The 20161-nt window shown below is 72.4% G+C and carries 15 protein-coding genes and 1 pseudogene; 10 read left to right on the top strand and 6 right to left on the bottom strand.

Annotated features, from left to right (window positions below; all coding sequences use genetic code 11):
• Positions 1-100 precede the first annotated feature (100 nt).
• The 5 genes and pseudogenes from K7G61_RS07630 to K7G61_RS37255 all read left to right on the top strand — a co-directional run bounded on the left by K7G61_RS07630 (position 101) and on the right by K7G61_RS37255 (position 10587).
• The gene (locus tag K7G61_RS07630) at positions 101-847 is read left to right on the top strand and encodes an SDR family oxidoreductase (protein ID WP_225845917.1); all 747 of its coding nucleotides are present in this window, start codon (positions 101-103) and stop codon (positions 845-847) included.
• Between the two features lie 1492 nt (positions 848-2339).
• Positions 2340-5024: an alpha-glucuronidase family glycosyl hydrolase gene (locus tag K7G61_RS07625; protein WP_225845916.1), complete on the top strand. Its 2685-nt coding sequence runs from the start codon at positions 2340-2342 to the stop codon at positions 5022-5024.
• A gap of 319 nt (positions 5025-5343) precedes the next feature.
• Positions 5344-8679 carry a putative Ig domain-containing protein gene (locus K7G61_RS36340; protein ID WP_263984057.1) on the top strand — a complete coding sequence of 1112 codons (3336 nt, stop codon included), beginning with the start codon at positions 5344-5346 and terminating at the stop codon, positions 8677-8679.
• A gap of 255 nt (positions 8680-8934) precedes the next feature.
• Positions 8935-9876 (top strand): annotated as a pseudogene (locus K7G61_RS37260) (arabinofuranosidase catalytic domain-containing protein); the annotation flags it as partial.
• A 30-nt stretch (positions 9877-9906) separates the two neighbouring features.
• Positions 9907-10587: a cellulose binding domain-containing protein gene (locus K7G61_RS37255; RefSeq protein ID WP_374204089.1), complete on the top strand. Its 681-nt coding sequence runs from the start codon at positions 9907-9909 to the stop codon at positions 10585-10587.
• A gap of 215 nt (positions 10588-10802) precedes the next feature.
• Here the strand turns inward: K7G61_RS37255 and K7G61_RS07610 are convergent, their stop codons facing one another.
• On the bottom strand, positions 10803-11510 hold the full coding sequence (locus K7G61_RS07610; protein ID WP_225845914.1) for a type III effector protein: 708 nt from the start codon (positions 11508-11510) through the stop codon (positions 10803-10805).
• 128 nt (positions 11511-11638) lie between these two features.
• On the opposite strand from K7G61_RS07610, the gene K7G61_RS07605 reads away from it, so the two are divergent.
• The 5 genes from K7G61_RS07605 (at position 11639) to K7G61_RS07585 (ending at position 14786) form a co-directional block, all read left to right on the top strand.
• Positions 11639-12073 carry an Hsp20/alpha crystallin family protein gene (locus K7G61_RS07605; protein WP_225845913.1) on the top strand — a complete coding sequence of 145 codons (435 nt, stop codon included), beginning with the start codon at positions 11639-11641 and terminating at the stop codon, positions 12071-12073.
• A 191-nt stretch (positions 12074-12264) separates the two neighbouring features.
• Entirely contained in the window at positions 12265-12711 is a 447-nt protein-coding gene (locus K7G61_RS07600; protein WP_225845912.1) for a DUF2267 domain-containing protein, read from the top strand.
• A gap of 88 nt (positions 12712-12799) precedes the next feature.
• Positions 12800-13192 carry a GntR family transcriptional regulator gene (locus tag K7G61_RS07595; protein ID WP_225845911.1) on the top strand — a complete coding sequence of 131 codons (393 nt, stop codon included), beginning with the start codon at positions 12800-12802 and terminating at the stop codon, positions 13190-13192.
• Positions 13189-14088, top strand: coding sequence for an ABC transporter ATP-binding protein (locus K7G61_RS07590; protein ID WP_225845910.1), 900 nt, complete (start codon positions 13189-13191; stop codon positions 14086-14088). Before K7G61_RS07595 ends, K7G61_RS07590 begins: the two co-directional genes overlap by 4 nt.
• Entirely contained in the window at positions 14088-14786 is a 699-nt protein-coding gene (locus K7G61_RS07585; protein WP_225845909.1) for a hypothetical protein, read from the top strand. The genes K7G61_RS07590 and K7G61_RS07585 overlap by 1 nt, the downstream gene beginning before the upstream one ends.
• Before the next feature lie 5 nt (positions 14787-14791).
• Here K7G61_RS07585 and K7G61_RS07580 read toward each other — a convergent pair whose 3' ends face one another.
• From K7G61_RS07580 to K7G61_RS07560, 5 genes are all read right to left on the bottom strand, one after another.
• A complete protein-coding gene (locus K7G61_RS07580) occupies positions 14792-15301 on the bottom strand; it encodes a hypothetical protein (protein WP_225846096.1) in 510 nt (169 codons plus the stop codon).
• 172 nt (positions 15302-15473) lie between these two features.
• Positions 15474-16778: a serine hydrolase gene (locus K7G61_RS07575; RefSeq protein ID WP_225845908.1), complete on the bottom strand. Its 1305-nt coding sequence runs from the start codon at positions 16776-16778 to the stop codon at positions 15474-15476.
• A 217-nt stretch (positions 16779-16995) separates the two neighbouring features.
• The gene (locus K7G61_RS07570; RefSeq protein WP_225845907.1) at positions 16996-18459 is read right to left on the bottom strand and encodes a PLP-dependent aminotransferase family protein; all 1464 of its coding nucleotides are present in this window, start codon (positions 18457-18459) and stop codon (positions 16996-16998) included.
• Positions 18460-18803: 344 nt separating this feature from the next.
• The gene (locus K7G61_RS07565; protein ID WP_225845906.1) at positions 18804-19298 is read right to left on the bottom strand and encodes a hypothetical protein; all 495 of its coding nucleotides are present in this window, start codon (positions 19296-19298) and stop codon (positions 18804-18806) included.
• Positions 19295-20128, bottom strand: coding sequence for a heavy metal-binding domain-containing protein (locus K7G61_RS07560; protein ID WP_225845905.1), 834 nt, complete (start codon positions 20126-20128; stop codon positions 19295-19297). Before K7G61_RS07560 ends, K7G61_RS07565 begins: the two co-directional genes overlap by 4 nt.
• Between the last annotated feature and the right edge of the window lie 33 nt (positions 20129-20161).

Raw genomic sequence — 20161 nt, 5'->3', positions numbered from 1 at the left:
GTCCCCGGTCTGTCTCATGAAGACCCAAGGCATTTCAGGTGCCGGTGAGCCACCCCGCGTGGAGCGCGCCGCGCACTGTGACCCCGAGAGGAAAACCCTTATGAAGGTCGTCGTGATCGGCGGGACCGGGCTGATCGGCTCCCAGCTCGTCGCCAGGCTGACGGAGCACGGGCACGAGGCCGTCCCGGCCGCCCCCACCACCGGCGTGAACACGCTGACGGGAGAGGGCCTGGCCGACGTCCTCAAGGGCGCTTCGGTCGTGGTCGACGTGTCCAACTCCCCCTCGTTCGAGGACCAGGCCGTCATGGACTTCTTCCGCGCCTCCACGGCCAACATCCTGAAGGCGCAAGCCGAGGCCGGTGTGGCGCACCACGTGGCGCTGTCCGTGGTCGGCACCGAGCGGCTCCAGGACAGCGGCTACTTCCGTGCCAAGCAGGCCCAGGAGGATCTGATCAAGGCGTCGGGCATCCCGTACTCCCTGGTCCACGCCACGCAGTTCTTCGAGTTCGCGCAGGGCCTCGCCGACGGGGCCACCGAGGGCGACACGGTGCGCCTGCCGGTCGCGAAGATCCAGCCCATGTTCTCGGGGGACGTCGCCGCCGCCGTCGGCCGCACCGCCGTCGGCGGCCCCCTGGGCGGTGTCGTGGAGGTCGCGGGCCCCGAGACGTTCCCGATCGACGAGTTCATCCGCCGCGGACTCGCCGCCAAGGACGACCCCCGCACGGTCGTCACGGACCCGCAGGTCAGGTACTGGGGCGCCGAACTGCGGGAGGACACGCTCCTGCCGGGTCCCGGCGCGGACCTGGCGGAGACCCGGTTCTCGGACTGGCTGGCACGGCAGAAGTAGGCCCCGAGCCGCCGGCCCCCGTACCCGCGCGCGCCGGTCCGTGCCGGGACGGAATGCGCGGTAACGGCTCAGGGACGGGCGCGGGTCTCGCCGGACGGCGCGGCCTGCGCCCCGGCATCGAGGCTCCGGACGCGGGTCCCGCGCCGTACCGCTGCCGGCGGTGCGCGGGCGCCGTGTGCCCTCGGCTTCCTGTGCGGACGCGGGGGCTCTGTGAGCGCTCACCCCGGTGCCGTCACCACAGGGCGGTCACCACGGTGCCGTCGTGCGGTCACCACAGGGCGGTCACCGCGGTGCCGTGACGCGCCCACTCCCCGCGCCCTCCCGTCACGGGTGGCGGACCGGCCCGCGGAAGCCGGTGCCGGGAGCTGACCCGCCGGGTGAGCGCGATGGAGTCCCGGCGAGTCGCGCGGATCCGGTGCGGTGAGGCCGGCGGAGCCGTCCGACGCGGACCCCCGCCCCCGGGGCGGGCGCGCGGGCGGAACGATGGAGAACCTCCTGCGATACGAGGACGGCGACTACCGGTGAGGTACGCGCGAACCGCTGGGAGGGGCGATCTGCGGGGGGAAGAGCCGGAAACTGCCCGAACGGGCTTGACGCACGACCGTCCTGACGCGGTGTCCGATCCGGCAACCGGGACACGCGAGAGGTCGCGAGCAGCCAGGTAAGCAGACGTGCCGCCGCCGCGTCAATGACAGGGCGGCGACAGCCCGCCGGAGTCCGCCCGGCCCGGGCGGCCGGGCGCCCTTCTGCCGGAGCGAGCTGCCGCAGGGTTGACGCACAGGGTTGACACCGTGCACGGCGCAGTGCACAGTGCGGCCGTTGGCCCTGACCCGCTCTCCTCCTGCGGACCGGCATCCGCGGAGGTGTGTTAGCGCTAACAGACACCCTCTCAGATCACCTTGCTCTCGCCCCCCACACCGCAAGGGAGACTCCGGGTGAACACCGGAACGCACGCCCCGCGCCGCCTGCCAACCGATCGGCCCCGCCCGGCCCGCCGCCGCGCAAGCCGGTGCTTCCGGCTCCGCCACCGCCGCGGCCCCCTCGCGCCACCGGGAGACCGTCGCCCCGCCGCGGCGGCCCCGGCACGGGTTCCGGCTCCGGCCCCGGCGGCGCCTCGTACCGTTCCCGCGCTCGCCGACCGAACGCGCCGCCGCCACGCGAGCGGAGCCGCGCCGCTCTGCCGGTGAGGCGCGACGCCCCCGGTCCGGCGCGGCGGACGCGTTAGCCGGGGACTCCTCGTCGTTCACCTACGTGAACGATGAGGGTGTTCCCACGTGCCGTAACGGACGGGTGCGAGCCGCGGCCATGACCGGCGGCTCCTGGTCGAAGCGCCCGGCAGCGCACGGCGGAACGTAACACACCGGACAGTGGTGACATGCGGAACGGAGCCCCGGCCGGAGCTGTGGGCGCCGCACCCGCCCCTGCCTTCGCGTTCACGTACTTGAACATAGAACATAGTGACGAATGGCGGTTACCGTGCTATGACGGGCTCATGACTATGCGCCGACGAACTTTTCTGGGTGCGGCCGTATCGGCCGCGGCGGCCGCGGAGGTGGCCGCCGTAACCGGCGGTGCCGCACAGGCCGCCGACCGGGACGACGCGGCCGCGGTAGGGGGCGTCGTGACGGACGACACCTACGACGGCTCCGCCCTGTGGCTGCGCTACGTACGGGTCAGCGATCCCGCCCTCCTGCGCCGGTACCGGGAGGCGATCAGCTCGGTCGTCGTGGAGAACGCGAGCCGGAACAAGGTGTACCGCCGCACGCAGGACCTGAGCATGGCGCCGGGATCGGCCGAGAGGCTCGTGGAGACCACCCTGGAGGCGGCCAGGGACGAACTGGTCAGGGGACTCGGCGGGCTGCTGGACCGGGCGGTGCCGGCGAGCACCGGGCGCGGGGGCGCGGTTCCCGACGGCGCCGTGGTCGTGGGCACGCGGGACAGCTCCGGGATCGTGCGGCAGTACGTCTCCGCGGGCGACCTTGCCCCGCTGGGCGACGACGGCTTCCTGATCCGCACGCTGCCCGGCAGGGGCAGGGGCAGGCACCGGTTCACCGTCATCGCCGGCAACACGGAAATCGGGGCGCTGCACGGCACGTTCGCCTTCCTGCGGCACCTGCAGACGCACAAGCCCCTCGCTGACCTCGACGTCTCCGCTTCCCCCAGGGTCAAGAACCGGCATCTCAACTACTGGGAGACCGAGCGCCTCTACGCCGGGAACAACGCGTCGGGCACCGGCGGGCTGGGCGGGGAGACCGGAGCGCTCTTCGACTTCGCCGCCACCGGCGCCGCCGCCGACCGCAACCTGCCGGTCATCCTCGACCGCTACATCGTGACGGCCCGGGCGCTGGCGTCCCTGGGCATCACCGGCATCACGATCAACAACGTCAACGCCAACAGTGTCTACCTCACCCCGGCATACATCGCCCAGGAGGCCGCGCTGGCCGACGCGCTGCGCCCCTACGGGATCCGGATGGCCCTGTCGATCAACTACGCCGCGCCCATCGACCCCCGTTTCGCGCCGGACACGCTGACGGCCCAGCAACTGGACCCCTACAGCGCCGACTTCCGCGGCTGGTGGAACCGGCGGGCCTCACTCCTGCACGACGCCATCCCGGACTTCATCGGCTTCACCGTGAAGGCCAACTCCGAAGGGCAGCCCGGCCCGCAGGACTTCGGCTACGACCACGGCGACGGCGCCAACGGCATCGCGGCCGCGGTGGCGCCGCTGGGCATGAAGATCTTCTGGCGCACCTTCGTCTACAACGCGGACGTCGACACCGACCGGTTGAAGCGGGCCTACCTGGAGTTCGGCCCCATCGACGACGAACTCCAGCCCGACGGCACCAGGGGCCGCTTCGCGCACAACGTGCTGCTGCAGACCAAGAACGGTCCCCTCGACTACCAGGCCAGGGAGCCGTTCCATCCGATGTTCGGCCGGATGGAGAACACCAATCAGGCGATCGAGCTGCAGATCACCCAGGAGTACACCGGCCAGAACACGATGCTGTGCTACCTGGCACCCCTGTGGGAGGAGGTCCTCAAGTCCGACACGTATGCCACGGACGCGCAGGGCCGGCTGCTCCCCAAGCGCCTGGTGGGACACATCGTGGACGGCACGGCCCAGCACCAGGCCGACACCGCCATTGTCGGCGTGGCCAACCTGGGCAACGCCGACGACCTGACCGGACACCACTTCTCGCAGGCGAACCTGTTCGCCTTCGGCCGCCAGGCCTGGGACTGGACGCTGGACTCCGCGGACATCGCCGAGGACTGGGTCCGGATGACCTGGAGCAACCAGGAGCACGTGGTCGCCACCATCGTGAAGATGATGACGGGTTCCAGGGAGGCGCTGGTCAGCTACCAGACCCCGCTCGGCATCGGGCACCAGATGCGGTCGAGCGACCACTACGGCCCCGGCCCCTCGGAGATGCTCGCCCGGCCCGACTGGAGCCCGGTGTACTACAACAAGGCGGACAGCGCGGGCCTCGGCTACGACCGCTCCCCCACCGGGAGCAACCTGACCGCCCAGTACTTCCCCACCCTGGCGGCCCGTTACGGGAACATCGACACCGTTCCCGAGAACCTGATGATGTGGTTCCACCACGTCCCCTGGGACCGCGAGATGAGGAGCGGCCGGCCGTTCTGGGACGAGCTGGTCTACCGCTACCAGATGGGCGTGCAGTACGTGACCTGGATGCGGCAGACGTGGGACACGCTGCAGCCGTCGATCGACGCCCGCCGCTTCGCCGAGGTGCGGGCCAAGCTCGCCGCACACGAGGCCGACGCAGGCGACTGGCGCGACACATGTGTCTCCTACTGGAAGCAGTTCAGCGCGAGGGACATCCCGGTGGACGACGGCCCGCTGTCAGTCAAGATCGTGGTGGGCGGCAGGACCATCGGCGGCTTCGACCTGTCCGCGTCGTCGTACCCGATCCCCGTGCCGGCCGGCACCTCGCCGAAGATCACCCGCGTCATTCCGGCCGACCGCGCGACGCGGTACGAGATCGTCGCGCAGGCGGACGGCATCCCGGGACAGGCCGTCGTGAAGGTGGTCAGGGAGGACTTCTTCGGACCGCTGGTGAAGGACTACGTCTTCGTCATGCAGGAGGCCGGTACGGACGCCGGCTCGAACCGTGCCGAGGGCGGCCGCCCAGCCGAGGGAGCCACTGACCGATGACGTCGGGGGCGAGCACGGCGGCGAGCGGCGTGGGGCCGTACGGAAACGGGCCCCGCGCTGACCCCGGAGACCACGGAAGCGTGGCTCGCCGCCTGCCCGCCCAAACCGTCCTCGCCGGCCGCCCGCCCGCTCAAGCCGTCATCGCCGGCCGCGCGCACATGGCGCGCGGCCGGCGTCACCTGGGCACCCGTCGCCGCGAGCGCACCGCTCGATTCCGGGACCCACGCATTCACAAGCACCCCTGTGAGCGCTCACATCACCTGTGGAGCGCGGTGTCGGGGAAAAGGTCGGAATTCGCGGGAAACCTGGAGGGACACACATGTCCGCTTTTCATCGTTTGAGACTCGCGGTCGCGGCGGTCGCCGTCGCGACGGTCGCGGGGTTCACCGCAGTCGGAAGTCTGGCCCCGCCCGCGTCGGCCGCGACAGGGACGACGGCCTGGCGGAACGGCGCGTTCGCCGTGAACACGGCCGGCGTGGTCTCGCGCTCCGACGTCGTCCTGGGGAAGCCGAACTCGTCGGCCACCCAGTTCCTGCCGCTGGGCAACGGGGCGCTGGGCGTGTCCGCCTGGGCCGCGAACGGCTTCACCGCGCAGCTCAACCGCAGTGACACGATGCCCAACCGGCTCTCGCCGGGGCAGCTCAACATCCCCGGCCTGTCGGCGATGACCTCGGCGTCGAACTTCTCCGGGATCCTGGACCTGTACAACGGGGTGCTGGTCGAGCAGGGCGGCGGGATGACCCTGCGGGCCTGGGTGCCGGCCGGCAAGGACGAGCTGATCGTCGACGTGACCGGGGCGAACCCGGGCACCCGGCAGACCGCCACGGTCGGCCTGTGGAGCGGCCGTACCCCCACGGCCTCGGCCTCGGGCGCGGTCGCGAGCCTGGCGCAGTCGTGGTCGGACAACTCGCAGACCGGTCATTCGAACCAGACCTTCGGGGCGATGGCCGGGATCACCGCGGGTGGGTCGAACGTGTCGGCCTCCGTGGTCAACTCCACCCAGGTGCAGGTGGCGTTCAACCCCAACAGCGACGGCTCGTACCGGGTGATCGTCGCCTCGCCCTCGTGGACCGGCGGCAACGCGAACACCACCGCCTCCACCCTGATCGGCTCCGACACCACGGCGAGCCGGGCCTCGCTGCTGGCCACGCAGTCCTCCTGGTGGAACACCTACTGGGCGCACACCGGCCTGATCGAGGCGAGCTCCTCGGACGGCACCGCCCAGTACATGGAGAACCTGCATACGCTGTACCTGTACTTCGAGGCCGGGATCATGCACTCCGGCCAGTACCCGGGCAGCCAGGCCGGTCTGGCGGACCTGTACAACTTCAATCAGGACCACCAGGCCTGGTACCCGGCCGGGTACTGGCTGTGGAACCTGCGCGGCCAGATCCAGGCCAACCTGGACTCCGGCGCGTTCGCGCAGAACGTCCCGATCTTCGACATGTATCTCAACGACCTGCCGGCGATCGAGTCGTGGACCAGCGCGAACATGAACGGCAAGCCGGGCGCCTGCGTGCCGGAGACGATGCGGTTCAACGGCAACGGCTACTACTGGGGCGGCGGCATCACCTCCGACGCCTCGTGCGCCACGGCCTCCAGCCCCAACTTCAACGCCGAGACGATCACCAGCGGGGCCGAGATCGCGCTGTGGATCTGGCAGCAGTACCAGGACACCGGTGACCGCGCCTTCCTGCAGAAGTACTACCCGGTACTCCAGCAGACCGCGACCTTCCTGCTGGCCTGGCAGTCGGTCGGCTCCGACGGCTACCTGCACGCGGTGGCCAACGCGCACGAGACCCAGTGGGCGGTGCAGGACCCGACCACCGACATCGCCGCCGACCAGGCGCTGTTCACCGCGACCGTCAACGCCGCCACCCTGCTGGGCACCGACACCTCGCTCGTCTCGCAGCTGCGCACCGCGCTGACCCACATCGAGCCGTACGCGCGCACCGACCAGAACACCCACTCCCAGCTGCTCGGCCCGTCCGCGGACTCCTCCGGCACCGACGTGATCGGCAACTCGTACCAGCCCACCGCCGCCACGCACAACGTGGAGAACCTGGGCCTGGAACCGGTCTGGCCCTTCAACCAGATCGGTGACAACACGGTCGTGAACGGCGACAACCTGACCGCCCTGGCGCAGCGGACCTACACCCACCGCCAGTACGTCAACAACCCCGACTGGACGTACGACTCGATCCAGGCCGCCCGCCTGGGCCTGTCCTCCGAGGTGGCGAACGACCTGGCCGCGGGCACGAAGTCGTACCAGGTCTACCCCTCCGGACTCGCCGCGTGGAACCCGGGAACCAAGGACGAGCCGTACATCGAGCACGTCTCCAACGTGGCCGCCACCCTCGACGAGGCCTTCGCGACCGACTACGACGGCACCTTGCGGTTCGCCCCGGCCTGGCCGTCGGGCTGGGACGGCGCGGGAACCCAGTACATCCAGGGCGGGTCGAAGGTCGACGTGCAGGTCCAGAGCGGCACCCTGACCACCGCCGCGATCGAGGCGGGCACGACCGGCACCATGAACGTGCGCAACCCCTGGTCCGGCCAGCAAGCCGAGGTCGTCGACGGCTCCACCGGCGCCGTGGTGGTCTCCCCGACGACCGCCTCGACGCTGAGCGTCCCCGTCACGGCCGGCGGCACCTACCTCGTCGAGCAGGTCGCCAACCCCACCACCTCACTGTCCTTCGCGCAGGTCACCGGCTCCCAGGCGACCAGCGCCAAGCACCTGGGCAGCGTCTCGATCGGCCTGGACGGCAACGCCCCGCCGAGCCTGGGCAACACGGTGGCCGTCACCAGCCCCGGCAACCAGACCGCCACCGCCGGAACCGCGATCTCCGGTGTGCAGGTCCACGCCACCGACTCGGCCTCCGGACAGACGCTGACCTACGCCGCCACGGGCCTGCCGGCCGGACTGTCGATCAGCTCCGCGGGACTGATCACCGGCACCCCGACCGCCGCGGGCACGTTCACCGTCACCGTTACGGCGACCGACTCCACCGGCGCGTCCGGAGCGGCCTCCTTCACCTGGACCGTCAGCGGCGACGGCAGCGGCAACACGGTGACGGTCACCGATCCGGGCAGTCAGTCCGGCACCGTGGGAACCGCGATCACGGGACTGCAGGTCCACGCCACCGACTCGGCCTCCGGACAGACGCTGACCTACACGGCCTCCGGCCTGCCAGCCGGACTGTCGATCAGCTCCGCCGGGCTGATCACCGGCACGCCCACGACCGCCGGCACGTACGACGTGGCGGTGACGGCGACCGACTCGACCGGGGCGTCGGGGGCGGCGTCGTTCACGTGGACCATCGGCGGCGGCTCCACGGGCGGGGGCACCTGCCACGTGGCGTACGAGAAGAACGAGTGGAGCGGCGGGTTCACGGCGAACCTGACGATCACGAACACGGGCACCAGCGCGATCAACGGCTGGAAGCTGGCGTTCTCCTTCCCCGGCGACCAGAAGGTCACCAGCGCGTGGAACGCGACGGTGACGCAGTCGGGGACGGCGGTCACGGCCGTCAACCTCGACTACAACGCCGCCATACCGGCGGGCGGCAACACCTCGTTCGGCTTCCAGGGCACCTGGGGCTCCAACGACTCGTCACCGACCGCCTTCACGCTGAACGGCGCTTCCTGCTCCTGACCCCGACCCCCCGAACGTCGTCGTAAGGGTGCCCGCCGGCCGTCGCGGCCGGCGGGCACCGACGCCGTTCACCGCTCTCCGACACCAAGAGGACCGACAGATCCGATGACACTCACCAAGAGAAGAACCCCGGCGACGTTCCCGGTGTTGTGGCGCCGTGCACGGCGCACACTTCTGGCGGCGGGCGCGGTGTTCGCGCTGGCCGTCGGTGTCCTGACCGGCACGGCCGCGTCGTCGCAGGCCGCGGCCCAGCAGCCGTGCGACATCTATGCCGCGGGCGGTACGCCGTGCGTGGCGGCGCACAGCACGGTGCGCGCGCTCTACGCCTCGTACAGCGGCAACCTGTACCAGGTGCGGCGCTCCTCCGACAGCACGACCAAGGACATCGGCGTGCTGTCGGCGGGCGGCCGGGCCAACGCGGCCGCGCAGGACTCCTTCTGCGCGAACACCACGTGCGTGATCACGACGGTGTACGACCAGTCCGGCCACGGCAACGACATGAAGTACCAGGGCCCCGGCGGCATCGGCGGGTCCGACACAGCCGCCACCGCGACGACCGAGTCCTTGATGGTCGGCGGCAGCAAGGCGTACTCGCTGTACATCAAGCCCGGTAACAGCTACTGGCGCGACGGCCACACCACCGGTGTCCCCACCGGCAGCGCTCCCCAGGGCGTGTACATGGTCACCAGCGGCACGCACGTCAACAGTGGCTGCTGCTTCGACTACGGCAACAGCGAGACCGACCGCAGGGCCGACGGCGCGGGCGCCATGGACGCCATCTACTTCGGCACGAGCTGCTGGTTCGGCGGCTGCTCCGGCTCCGGCCCCTGGGTGCAGGCCGACCTCGAATACGGCCTGTACTCCGGCGGCAGCCAGTCCTGGAACTCCAACCAGCGCGCCTTCAGCAACAAGTACGTGACGGCGATGGAGAAGAACAACGGGACGTCCAGGTTCGCCCTCAAGGGCGCCAACGCGCAGTCCGGCAGCCTGACCACCCTGTGGGACGGCTCCCTGCCGCCCGGCTACAGCCCCATGAAGAAGCAGGGCGCCATCATCCTGGGCAGCGGCGGCGACTGCTGCAACGGCAACACCAACCTGTCCCAGGGCACCTTCTATGAAGGCGCCATCGTCGCCGGCTACCCCTCCGACGCCACCGACAACGCCGTCCAGGCCAATATCACCGCGGCCGGGTACGGGTCGAGCACGTCGACGGGCAACACCGTCACGGTGACGAACCCGGGTGCGCAGTCGGGCACGGTGGGTACCGCGATCAGCGGTGTGCAGGTGCAGGCGAGCGACTCGGCCGCCGGGCAGACCCTGACCTACACGGCCTCCGGACTGCCCGCCGGCCTGTCGATCAGCTCCTCGGGCCAGATCACCGGCACTCCCACCACCGCCGGAACCTACGCGGTGACCGTGACCGCCACCGACTCCACAGGCGCCTCCGGCACCGCCGCGTTCACCTGGACCGTCACCGGCGGCAGCAGCACCGGCGGCACGACGACCGGCGGAACCACCACCGGCGGAACCACCACGGGCGGAACCACCACGGGTGGGACCACCACCGGCGGCAGCACCGGTGGTACCGGGAACGGCACCTGCCACGTGGCCTACACCAAGACCAGTGAATGGCCCGGCGGCTTCACCGCCGACGTCACCGTCAGCAACACCGGCACCACCACCGTCAACGGCTGGAACGTCGGCTTCTCCTTCCCCGGCGACCAGAACGTCACCAACGGCTGGAACGCCACCGTCACCCAGTCCGGCAAGGCCGTCACCGCCAAGAACATGGACTACAACGCCACCATCGCCCCCGGAGCCAGCACCTCCTTCGGCTTCCAGGGCACCTACACCTCCTCCGACGCCAGCCCCACCGCCTTCACCCTGAACGGCACCACGTGCGGATGAGTGACCCGCGGTCCGGCTCGATCTGACGACCCGGCCGGCCCGCAACGGCATTCGGGGTGCCCGCCACCATGGCGGGCACCCCGAACTGTCTGTCCAGCGGTGTTGCGGACGTGCTCGACCAGCGACGGGCGGTCGGCTCGTGCCGCGCTCCGCCCTCCCGCCGCAGGTGCGCGGAATGCCAGGACACCTTGCGCCGACCGCGGGGGCGAGCGGGGCTACGCGCGGCGGGCGGTGTCGCTGGTGTGGCGGAGCCGGTCGGCGTGGTGGGCGACGCGGCTGATGCGCGCGGCGAGTTCGGGGTGGTCGCCGCGCAGGTGCGGCTCGGTGTCGGTGAGCGGGGCGAGCAGCAGCGCCGCGTCGTTGTCCGCGAGGGCGTGGGTGAGCCGGCGCAGGGGCGGCCGGGCGGCGTCCGGGAGGTCGGCGTCGCTCAGGGCGGTGACCTGGCCGGCCAGCCGGCGCAACTCGCCCGCGTTGTCCCGGGCCCACGCGGTGACCGCGCGGTCGGCGGCGCGGCGGTCGCGGGTGGCCTTGACCCGCTCCTCGCCGGTGCTGTCGGCGGCGCCGGGCCGGAGTCTGAGGTAGCGGCGCTCGGCGGCCTGGCGGCTGGCCACACCCAAGGGCGCGGCCAGGTCGGCCCAGCTCGCACCGGCCGCGCGGGCCGCCTCGATCAGCCCCGGCTCCCATCCGGCGAGCTGGTGGCGCACCTCGCGGAGCAGGAGCAGCACGGCCAGCGCCTGCTCGGGACCGGAGGGGACGGCGTCGGAGGGCGTGCCGGGCGGTACGGGGCCGGAAGGGGGGGCCGGGGCGGAGGACGCGTCGGCGCGGGCGGCGCGCACCGCGTCGTCGATGGCGCGCAGGGCCGCCTGTGCGGCGAGGACGGACGCGGGGCTCGGGCGCGGGGGCTGCTCGTCGGCCGATGTCACGGAAGCCCTCCTTTCGTCGTCGTACCGACGACATCCTGTTTGTCATCGATCGGACGACATGCTACAACGGAAGACAGGTGCAGCGCATTGGCAGCAGTTACTGCCCGTTCCACAGGAGGTGTTCCACGATGTTGATGCGCACCGACCCCTTCCGCGAGCTCGACCGGCTCACCCAGCAGGTCCTGGGCACGACCGGCACCTGGTCGCGGCCGTCCACGATGCCGATGGACGCGTACCGCGACGGCGATGTCTACGTGATCGCGCTGGACATCCCGGGTGTGAGCACCGACGCCATCGACATCGACGTCGAGCGGAACATGCTGACCGTCAAGGCCGAGCGCCGTCCGACGGCCAAGGACGACAAGATCCAGATGGAGCTGTCCGAGCGCCCCCTGGGAGTCTTCTCCCGGCAGTTGGTGCTCGCCGACACCCTCGACACCGAGCACATCGAGGCCGACTACGAGGCAGGGGTGCTGACACTGCGCATCCCGATCGCCGAGCGCGCCAAGCCGCGCAAGATCGCCATCGGCGGATCGGCGCAGCGCAGGCAGATCAGCGGCTGACCGGCTCCGCGCCCGTCCGCCCGGTTCACCGGCACCGCGCCGGGCCGCCCCGCCACCCCGCCACCTCGTTCACTCCCTCCACCGGCACCTTTCCCGCGCCGGCCGCTCCGTCCGCCGGCCGCCGTCCCGCCGCACCCGGGCGCGGGCGGCGGCCGGCGGGTCCACGTCGACACGAAAGGCACAGCTTCCTCATGATCGACCAGCGCCACCCGGACCGCACGGACGTCGCCATGACCTCCGACGTCCTCCTGGAGAGGGTCCGCTACGAAGGCGCCTACCCCACCCGGGAGCGGGCCCGGGAGATCACCCTCCAGGTCCTGGCCGCGCTCGGCCGCCAGCTCACCGGCGACGAACGCGTCGCCCTGGCCGCCCTGCTGCCGCTGGAGGCCGCACTGGAGTTCACCGGACAGGTGCCCGCCGCCGAGCGGCTCACCGGCTGGGGCTTCGTCAAGGACCTCGCGCGGCGGTCCGGCACCACGCCGGCGGTGGCCCGGTGGAACACGGGGACGGTCTTCTCCGTCATCGCCCAGCTCACCGGACCGGACCTGCTGGACCGCATCCTCGACCAACTGCCCGAGGGCTACGCCCTGCTGTTCGGACGCCCCGAGCTGCGCCCCCGGCAGCGGCAGGCGGCCTGATCCGGCGTCGCCGCCACGCTCCCGTACCCCCTTGCTCGCTCATGGGTTCATTAGTAAGGTGGTGAACCAGTAGAGCAATGGAGGCAGGATGACACTCCTCGACGACGGCGGGCCGATCTTCGCCCGGATCGCCGCCGAACTGGCGAACCAGATCGCCGACGGCACGGTGGGCGAGGGCGAACGCGTCGCGTCCAGCAACGAACTCGCGGCCTTCTACCGGGTCAACCCGGCCACGGCGGCGCGCAGCCTGACCGTGCTCTCGGAGGAGGGCCTGGTGGAGAAGCGGCGCGGCGTCGGCATGTTCGTCGCCAAGGGCGCGCGGGAGCGGCTGGTGGGTGCCCGGCGGCGCCGTTTCACCGACCGTTACGTACGGCCGCTGGTGGTCGAGGCCGCACGCCTCGGGATCGGGCCCGACGAACTGCTCGGGCTGGTGCGCGAGGAGCTGGCCTCGGCCGAGGTGACGGCGGGAGGGGGCGCGTGACGCCGGCCGTCTCCGCGGCCGGGCTCGGCCGCCGCTACCGCGACCACCAGGCGCTGACCGATGTCACCTTCGAGATCGGCACGCCGTGCATCACGGGTCTGCTGGGCCGCAACGGCGCCGGCAAGACCACACTGCTGCGCATCCTGGCCGGCCAGGAGTTCGCCACCTCGGGCCGGGTGCACGTGTTCGGCGCCGGGCCGCTGGAGAACGACGCGGTGCTGCGCCGGATGATCCTCGTACGCGAGGACCAGACGTACCCCGACCTGCGAGTCCGGCACGCGGTCGCGGCGGCCTCGATGCTGTACCCGAACTGGGACGCCGACCTGGCCGGCACGCTTCTGGACGCCTACGAGCTCCCGCCGGCCCGGCCGGTCAAGAAGCTGTCGCGCGGCATGCGGACCGCGCTCGGCATCGTCGTCGGGCTGGCCGCCCGAGCCGAACTCACCTTGTTCGACGAGCCGTACGCCGGCCTGGACGCCGTGGCCCGCACGCGCTTCTACGACCAGTTGCTCGCCGACTACACCGCCCACCCGCGGTGTGTCGTGCTCTCCACCCACCTGATCGACGAGGCCGCCGAGCTGCTCGACCGCGTCCTGGTCCTCGACCGCGGCCGGCTCGTCCTCGACGCGCCCGCCGACGACCTGCGCGGCACCGCCACGGCCGTCAGCGGCCCGGCCGAGGGCGTCGAGCGGTTCGTGGCCGGCCGCACGACGCTGAGCCGCCGCACGTTGGGCCCGCTGGCGACGGCGGTGATGGTCGGCCGGCTCGACGCGCGCGACCGCGAACTCGCCGGCCACCTGCGCCTGCGCCTGGAGGCCGTCACCCTCCAGCAACTCGCCGTCCACGCGGCGGAGCACCACGACCCGTCCGTCCTCACGACAGCGAGAGCGTCCTGATGCGCCCCACCCCGGTCCTCACCGTGGCCCGCTACCTGCTCCTGGACCGCTTCACGTACCTCGTACTGCCCTGGGCGTGGGCCGCCTTCGGCTTCGCCCTGGACGTGGTCGTCCTGCGCCTGACCCCCGCCGGCCACACCGGCCACCGCTGGGTCGGCGGGCTGGCCGCGGTCTTCCTCGTGGTGTTCGCGGCGGGCGTGCAGTCCGTGGCGCGCGCACTGCCGTTCGCCCTCTGCCTCGGCGTGAGCCGGCGCACCTACTTCCTCGGCGTCTCCTCGGTGGCGCTCGCGCTGGCCGCGTGCTTCGGGCTGACCGTAGCGGTGGGTCAGGCCCTCGAACGCGCCACCGGCGGATGGGGCATCCGCATGGCCTACTTCCGCGTCCCCTACCTCCTCGACGGCCCCTGGTACCTGTCGTGGCTCACCGCGACGACCGCGTTCGTCCTCCTGTTCGTCTACGGGATGTGGTACGGCCTGGTCTTCCGCCGCGCCGGCGTGCCCGGCGCCGCGGTCTTCGGCGCGGCGCAGCTCGGCACACTGGCCCTGGCCGCCGTCGTCACCACGTGGGCGCACGGCTGGGCGGGCATCGGCCGTCTGCTCACCGGCCTCACCGCCACCGGCCTGACCGGCGTCCTCGCCGTCGTGGTCGCGCTGTTGCTGGCCGGTGGCTTCACCACCATCCGCCGCCTGACCGTATGAGCCGCTCAGTGGCTCAGCGCGTTCGCCGACACGATGAACAGGCCCAGCAGGACGTCGACCCCGCCGACCCGGCAGGCGGCCGGCCAGCTCTGGCCGGCCGTACGGGCCGCCCACAGGCCCCATCCGAAGAGCGCCACCGTGTTGAGGAGCAGCACCACGCTGATCGCGCCCGCCTCGCTCCACCAGCCGGCCCAGGCGCCGGCCAGTCCGGCCAGGGTGGGCAGCACGGCGACCACCAGGGGCCACTCGACCAGCACCTGGCGGACCGTCTCGGCCGTGGCCCGCTTCCCCTCGGCGGTCCAGTGCGCGACCGCGTGCGCGTAGCCGTGGGCCGCGGCCGCCGCCAGCGTGGCGACGAGGATCCACAGGGCGTCGTAGCCGGGGTTGGGGTGCGGGCTGTCGTGTTCGAGGGCCGAGGCGAGGGAACTGGCCAGCACCGTCCCGTAGACGCCGCCGAACAGCATCCGCTGGAACGGCACGCCGAACCGGCCGGCCGTCGGGTCACGGCCCTCCACCAAGCCCTCACCTCCGCGCGAATCGCCGCTTTTCCAGACGATGAGGACGATGAAACCGCATCCGGGGCGCGAGCGCGCGTACCGTCACCCGACACGCCCGCCCCGCCGGACCGTCCCCGGGCGGTCGGGGACGGCCGGAGCGGTCCGGGGCGGGCGGCCGTCGGGTGCGCGGTCAGCGGCGGAGGGGGGCGGCGCCCGTGGTCTCCTCCTTCGCCACGTGGGCCGAGGCCGTGGACGACAGGCGGGCGGCCGACGCAGACGACGGCGCGCCGCAGAACACCGGGTCGAGGGCGGTCCGCTCGGCGGCGAAGACCTGCTGGTTGTTGGAGGCGTCGGCCGAGACCGTCACCTGCCGCGAGCCGTCCTTCGTGGTGTACGAGTACGTCTGGTAGCCCTGGACGATGCCGTCGTGGCCGTACACCTGGATGCCGCAGGACAGCGTGTACTGGCGCATGCCCAGGCCGTAGAAGGACGTGCCGGTGGTGTCCACCGGCCGCATCGTCTCCATCTCGGCGAGCTGCGCCGCCGGCAGCAGCGCCCCGGACGTCAGTGCCCGCCAGTACCTGTTGAGGTCGGCGGTGCCGGAAATGGCGGCGCCCGCGGTCCCGATCCATGAAGCGGTCTGCTCGGTCGCGTCGAACAGCGGCTTGGTGCGGTCGTCCTCGGTGAGGTAGCCGACGGCGTGCGGGCCGCCGATGTCGGTGCGGGGGACGATGTAGCGGGTGTGGAGCATGCCCGCGGGGCCCAGGATCCGCTCGGCGAGGTCGGTCGCGTACGGCTCCCCCGTGACGTGCTCGACGAGCAGGCCCAGCACCACGAAGTTCGTGTTCGAGTACTGGTACCGGCTGCCCGGGGTGAACTGCGAGCCGTGCGTGAGAGCGTCCGCGACCAGGTCCGCCGGATCGTACGTGGCGTACCGGAACTGCTGGTAGCCGGTGACCGTGTCGCCGACGAGGATGCCGGGCAGGTCGTTGGTGTAGTCGTACAAGCCGCTGGTGTGGTCGAGCAGTTGCCGCACGGTGACCGGCGAGTCGGCCGGCAGGACGCCGCCGGGCAGGTAGGAGGCGGCGGGCGCGTCCAGGTCCACCTGGTGCCGGGCGACGAGCTGCAGGACGAGGACGGCGGTGAAGTTCTTGGTGATGCTGCCGATCCGGAACTGCCCGTTCGGGTCGACCGGCGCCTGCGTGGCCAGGTCGCCCGTCCCGGTGCTCACCGTGCCGCCAAGCCCGCCTCGGTCGCTGACCTGCGCGAAGGCCCCGGGCGCGCCGGCCGACACGACCTGCTGCAGCGCCTGACGCAGCCCCGCGTAGTCCGGCGCGGGTGGCGCGGTCGCGGCGGATGACGCGGACAGGGCGGGCGTCGCGGTCTTCTGCGCGGCGCCGGCCGGGCCTGCCGCGAACACCGCCGAGGCCGCGGCGGCGAGCACGGAGGCGGCGACGACGGACCGGCGCATGGCGCCGAAGGGACGAGAGGACACGAAGGGACTCCAGTCGTTCTGGTGATGCCGATCGATACGGATGGGCCGCCTGTGACGACGCCGGCCCACACCCGTCCATACGGCCTGAGGTCCGCCCGGGGTTGCACGGGTGGGCGGGCACGTCGCACCGGACGGCCGCGCGTCCCGGTGGCCCGGCTGCCGAGCGGCGGCCGTCTTCGCCCACGTGTCCGGACTGCGCGCGGGGCGGCGGCGCCCGTCAGGCGACCCAGCGGGGGCGGGAGGCGGCCGACGCGGACGTGAGGTCCGGGGAGGCGAGGGCGGCGGCCAGGCGGGCGGCCGCCTCGCGCAGGGCGGCGGGCGGGAGGGTGAAGGGGATGCGCAGCCGCTGCTCGAAGACGCCGGGGTCGGTGGCGAACCACGAGCCCGCTTCGATGCGTACGCCGTAGTCGAGGGCGCGTTCGGCCAGCGGCGAGGCGACGGGCTCACCGATGTCGGCCCACAGGGACAGGCCGCCGGGCGGGAGGCGGAAGGTCCAGTGCGGGAGGTGTTCGGCGAGGGCGTCGACCAGCGCGGCGCGCTGGGCGCGCAGCGTCTCCAGGCGGGCCGGCAGGCTGTCGCGGGCCAGCAGGGCGAGGGCCACGAGCTGGTCGAGCACGGCGCCGCCCATGTCGGAGGCGACCCGCTGCGCGGCCAGTTCCGTGACCAGCTTGGAGGGTGCCCGCAGCCAGCCGACGCGCAGCCCGCCCCAGTGCGTCTTGCTCATCGAGCCGATGGTGATCACCTGCCCGGTCGCGCCGGGCGCGGCATGGGCGGTGAACGGCCGGGGCGGCGGCACGTCGAGCGCGATCTCCGCCAGGGACTCGTCGACGACCAGCCAGGTGCCCGACGCGCGCGCCGCCCGCAGGACGCGGCCCCGCTCCTGCTCGGGCATCACATGGCCGGTGGGGTTGTGGAAGTCGGGTATCAGGTACGCCAGCCGCGGCACGGCCTGCCGCAGCGTGGACTCGGTGATCGCCGCGTCCCAGCCGGAATCGGTCACGGGCACGGGGACGGTGGCCAGCCGGGCGCGGCGCATCGCGTCCAGCGCGGTGGGGTACGAGGGGTTCTCCACCAGGATCCGGTCACCGGGCCGGCCCAGCAGTCCCAGCACGAGCGACAGGGCGTGCTGGGCGCCGGAGGTCACGAGGATCTGCTCGGGTACGGTGGCCAGGCCCCGCCGGGTGAAGCGTTCCGCCACGGCGGCCCGCAACTCCGGCAGGCCGTAGGGGTGGTAGCCGGCGGTGCGCGTGTGCTCGGCCAGCAGCGGGGCCGCGGCCGCGAGGGCGTCGCGCAGCATGTCCTCGGGCATGGCGGGGGCCGCCTTGGTGAGGTCGATCGCGGTATCGGCTGCGCGCATGTACCGCGCGACTCCCCTGAGGGCGCGTCCCTCGGGCAGCGCCGTCCAGGTTCCCGAGCCCTGCCTGCTGAGCGCGTATCCGCTCTCGCGCAGCAGGTCGTACACCGCCGTCACGGTGGCCCGGCTGACGCGCAGCGCGGCGGCGAGTTCACGCTCGGCGGGCAGCCGTACGTGCAGCGCTATCCGGCCGTCCAGGATCAGCTCCCCGATCGCCTGCGCGAGGTGCCGGTACGCCGGCCGCATCCCGGCCGGATCCGGCAGCAGCCCGGCCAACTGCCCGGCGCCCAGCCTGTCCACACCCCGGTACGACCCCGCGTCCGCCATACCACTCTCCCGTCATTGGCCCTGCCGTCCGGGCCAATCACTGTACAGACTCGTTCCCGTCCGCTTCCCGGCACCAGGAGGCACTGCCGTGACCCGTCCGCTCACCGACCGCTACGAGCGCGCGCTCCAGCGCCTGCACGAGGAGTCCCCGGCCCCGTACCGTTGGCGCGCCGCCCCGCGCGGGCGCCGCTTGCGCGTCCGCTTCCGCCTGCTCCTCGGGTTCCGCCGTCCCGAGAGAGCCGCCTCGGGAGGCCGGCGTTCGCCGGGCCGGTGGGCGGGGGCCGGGCCGCGGCCCGGCTGACGGTGCCGGGCCGACCGGGGTGCCCGCGGTCCCCCGGTGCGTGTCACTCACCGAGGAGCAGGCGCTCCAGGGCCGCCTTGGCCCGCGCGTCGGACTCGGCGCGGGCGGCGAGCGCCGCGGCCAGTTCGCGCAGCCACTCGTCGAGTTCCACCGGGCGGCGGGAGAGCACCACGCCGCGCACCTGCGTGCGGATCTCGGCCGAGGGGCGTCCGTTCCTCACCGTGAGCACCAGCCGGTGCTCGCCGAGGGAGACGTCCAGCCGCTCGACCGTGCCCGGGCGGCCGGCCAGGCGGTCGGCCACGCCGCGCCTGCGGTCCACGGTGACCGCCCCGGCGGGCAGGGCGTCGGCGAGGGCGCCGGTCAGCACCCGCGCGTACACCTCCAGGTCCGCCGCGTCGCGGCGCAGCGCCGCGGCCAGCGACTCGACGTCATGGGGCGCGCCGCCCCGCTCGTACGGCTGGGGGTCGTGCGAGGGCATCTCGGGGCCTTTCGTCGCGGTGGGGATACGGGGCGCCGGGGCCGTGAACCGGCCGGTCACCGGTCCAGGCTGAGCACCATTCCCGGGCGTTCGATGACGTGGTCGTCGCGCAGCGGCCGCACGGCGGTGCCGATCGCGAGGAACTCGGTGGTGTGGGCGCCCCAGCGGTGGTTGTGCGAGTCGAGCCGCACGCCGACGACGCCCTCGGCCCGCAGCGCCTCCGCCTCCTTCTGCATCCGCTCCATGGCCAGCTCCCGGGCGTCGTACAGCGCCTGGGTGAACGGCTCGATCTCCACGTTCCTGCCGAGGTTGGAGAAGACGGCGCCCATCTTCTGGTGGGCGATGTGGTAGACGCAGGTGCCCATGGTCATGCCCAGCGGGGCGTAGCCGGCCCGTATGAGTGTCCAGAAGTCCTGGCCGTTCAGGTCGGAGGTGAACGGCCGGCCCTTCACGTTGCGCCAGCTGCTGTTGGCGCCCGGGGCCGGAGCGTCCGCCTTGACCGCGGTGCCGACCGCGATGAACTCCGCGATGTCCGTGCCGAACTCGCGGGCCTCCACCGTCAGCCGCACACCCACGATGCCGTCGGCGCCCAGCGCCGCGGCCTCCGCCTCCATACGGCTCATCGCCAGCTCGCGCGCGTGGTACATCGCCTGGCTGAGCATCGTCAGCTCCTGGTTCCTGCCCCAGCGTCCGAGCTGCATGCCGACGTGGTAGATGGAGCTGCCGAGTACCAGGCCGAGCGGCCGGAAGCCCGCCTCCTTCACCAGCAGGAACTCGTTCACCGACAGGTCGCTGGTGAAGATGCCGCCCTTCTGGCCGGGCCGCAGCTCGGCAAGGCGCCGCATGGCGTCCGCGGGTACGCCTTCGGGGGTGGGCTCCGATGTGGTCATGGTCGCACCTTTCGACAACAGGGGGACGCCGAG

Source organism: Streptomyces sp. HPF1205, from assembly GCF_020400825.1.
Taxonomy (GTDB): domain Bacteria; phylum Actinomycetota; class Actinomycetes; order Streptomycetales; family Streptomycetaceae; genus Actinacidiphila.
This window is presented reverse-complemented; position numbering and strand designations above follow the sequence as displayed.

Coding starts and splice junctions, on each gene's coding strand:
- K7G61_RS07605 (WP_225845913.1), top strand. CDS start 11,639: ATGTTGATGCGCACCGACCCCTTCCGCGAGCTCGACCGGCTCACCCAG.
- K7G61_RS07625 (WP_225845916.1), top strand. CDS start 2,340: ATGACTATGCGCCGACGAACTTTTCTGGGTGCGGCCGTATCGGCCGCG.
- K7G61_RS07570 (WP_225845907.1), bottom strand. CDS start 18,459: ATGGCGGACGCGGGGTCGTACCGGGGTGTGGACAGGCTGGGCGCCGGG.
- K7G61_RS07585 (WP_225845909.1), top strand. CDS start 14,088: ATGCGCCCCACCCCGGTCCTCACCGTGGCCCGCTACCTGCTCCTGGAC.
- K7G61_RS07630 (WP_225845917.1), top strand. CDS start 101: ATGAAGGTCGTCGTGATCGGCGGGACCGGGCTGATCGGCTCCCAGCTC.
- K7G61_RS07560 (WP_225845905.1), bottom strand. CDS start 20,128: ATGACCACATCGGAGCCCACCCCCGAAGGCGTACCCGCGGACGCCATG.
- K7G61_RS36340 (WP_263984057.1), top strand. CDS start 5,344: ATGTCCGCTTTTCATCGTTTGAGACTCGCGGTCGCGGCGGTCGCCGTC.
- K7G61_RS07600 (WP_225845912.1), top strand. CDS start 12,265: ATGATCGACCAGCGCCACCCGGACCGCACGGACGTCGCCATGACCTCC.
- K7G61_RS07595 (WP_225845911.1), top strand. CDS start 12,800: ATGACACTCCTCGACGACGGCGGGCCGATCTTCGCCCGGATCGCCGCC.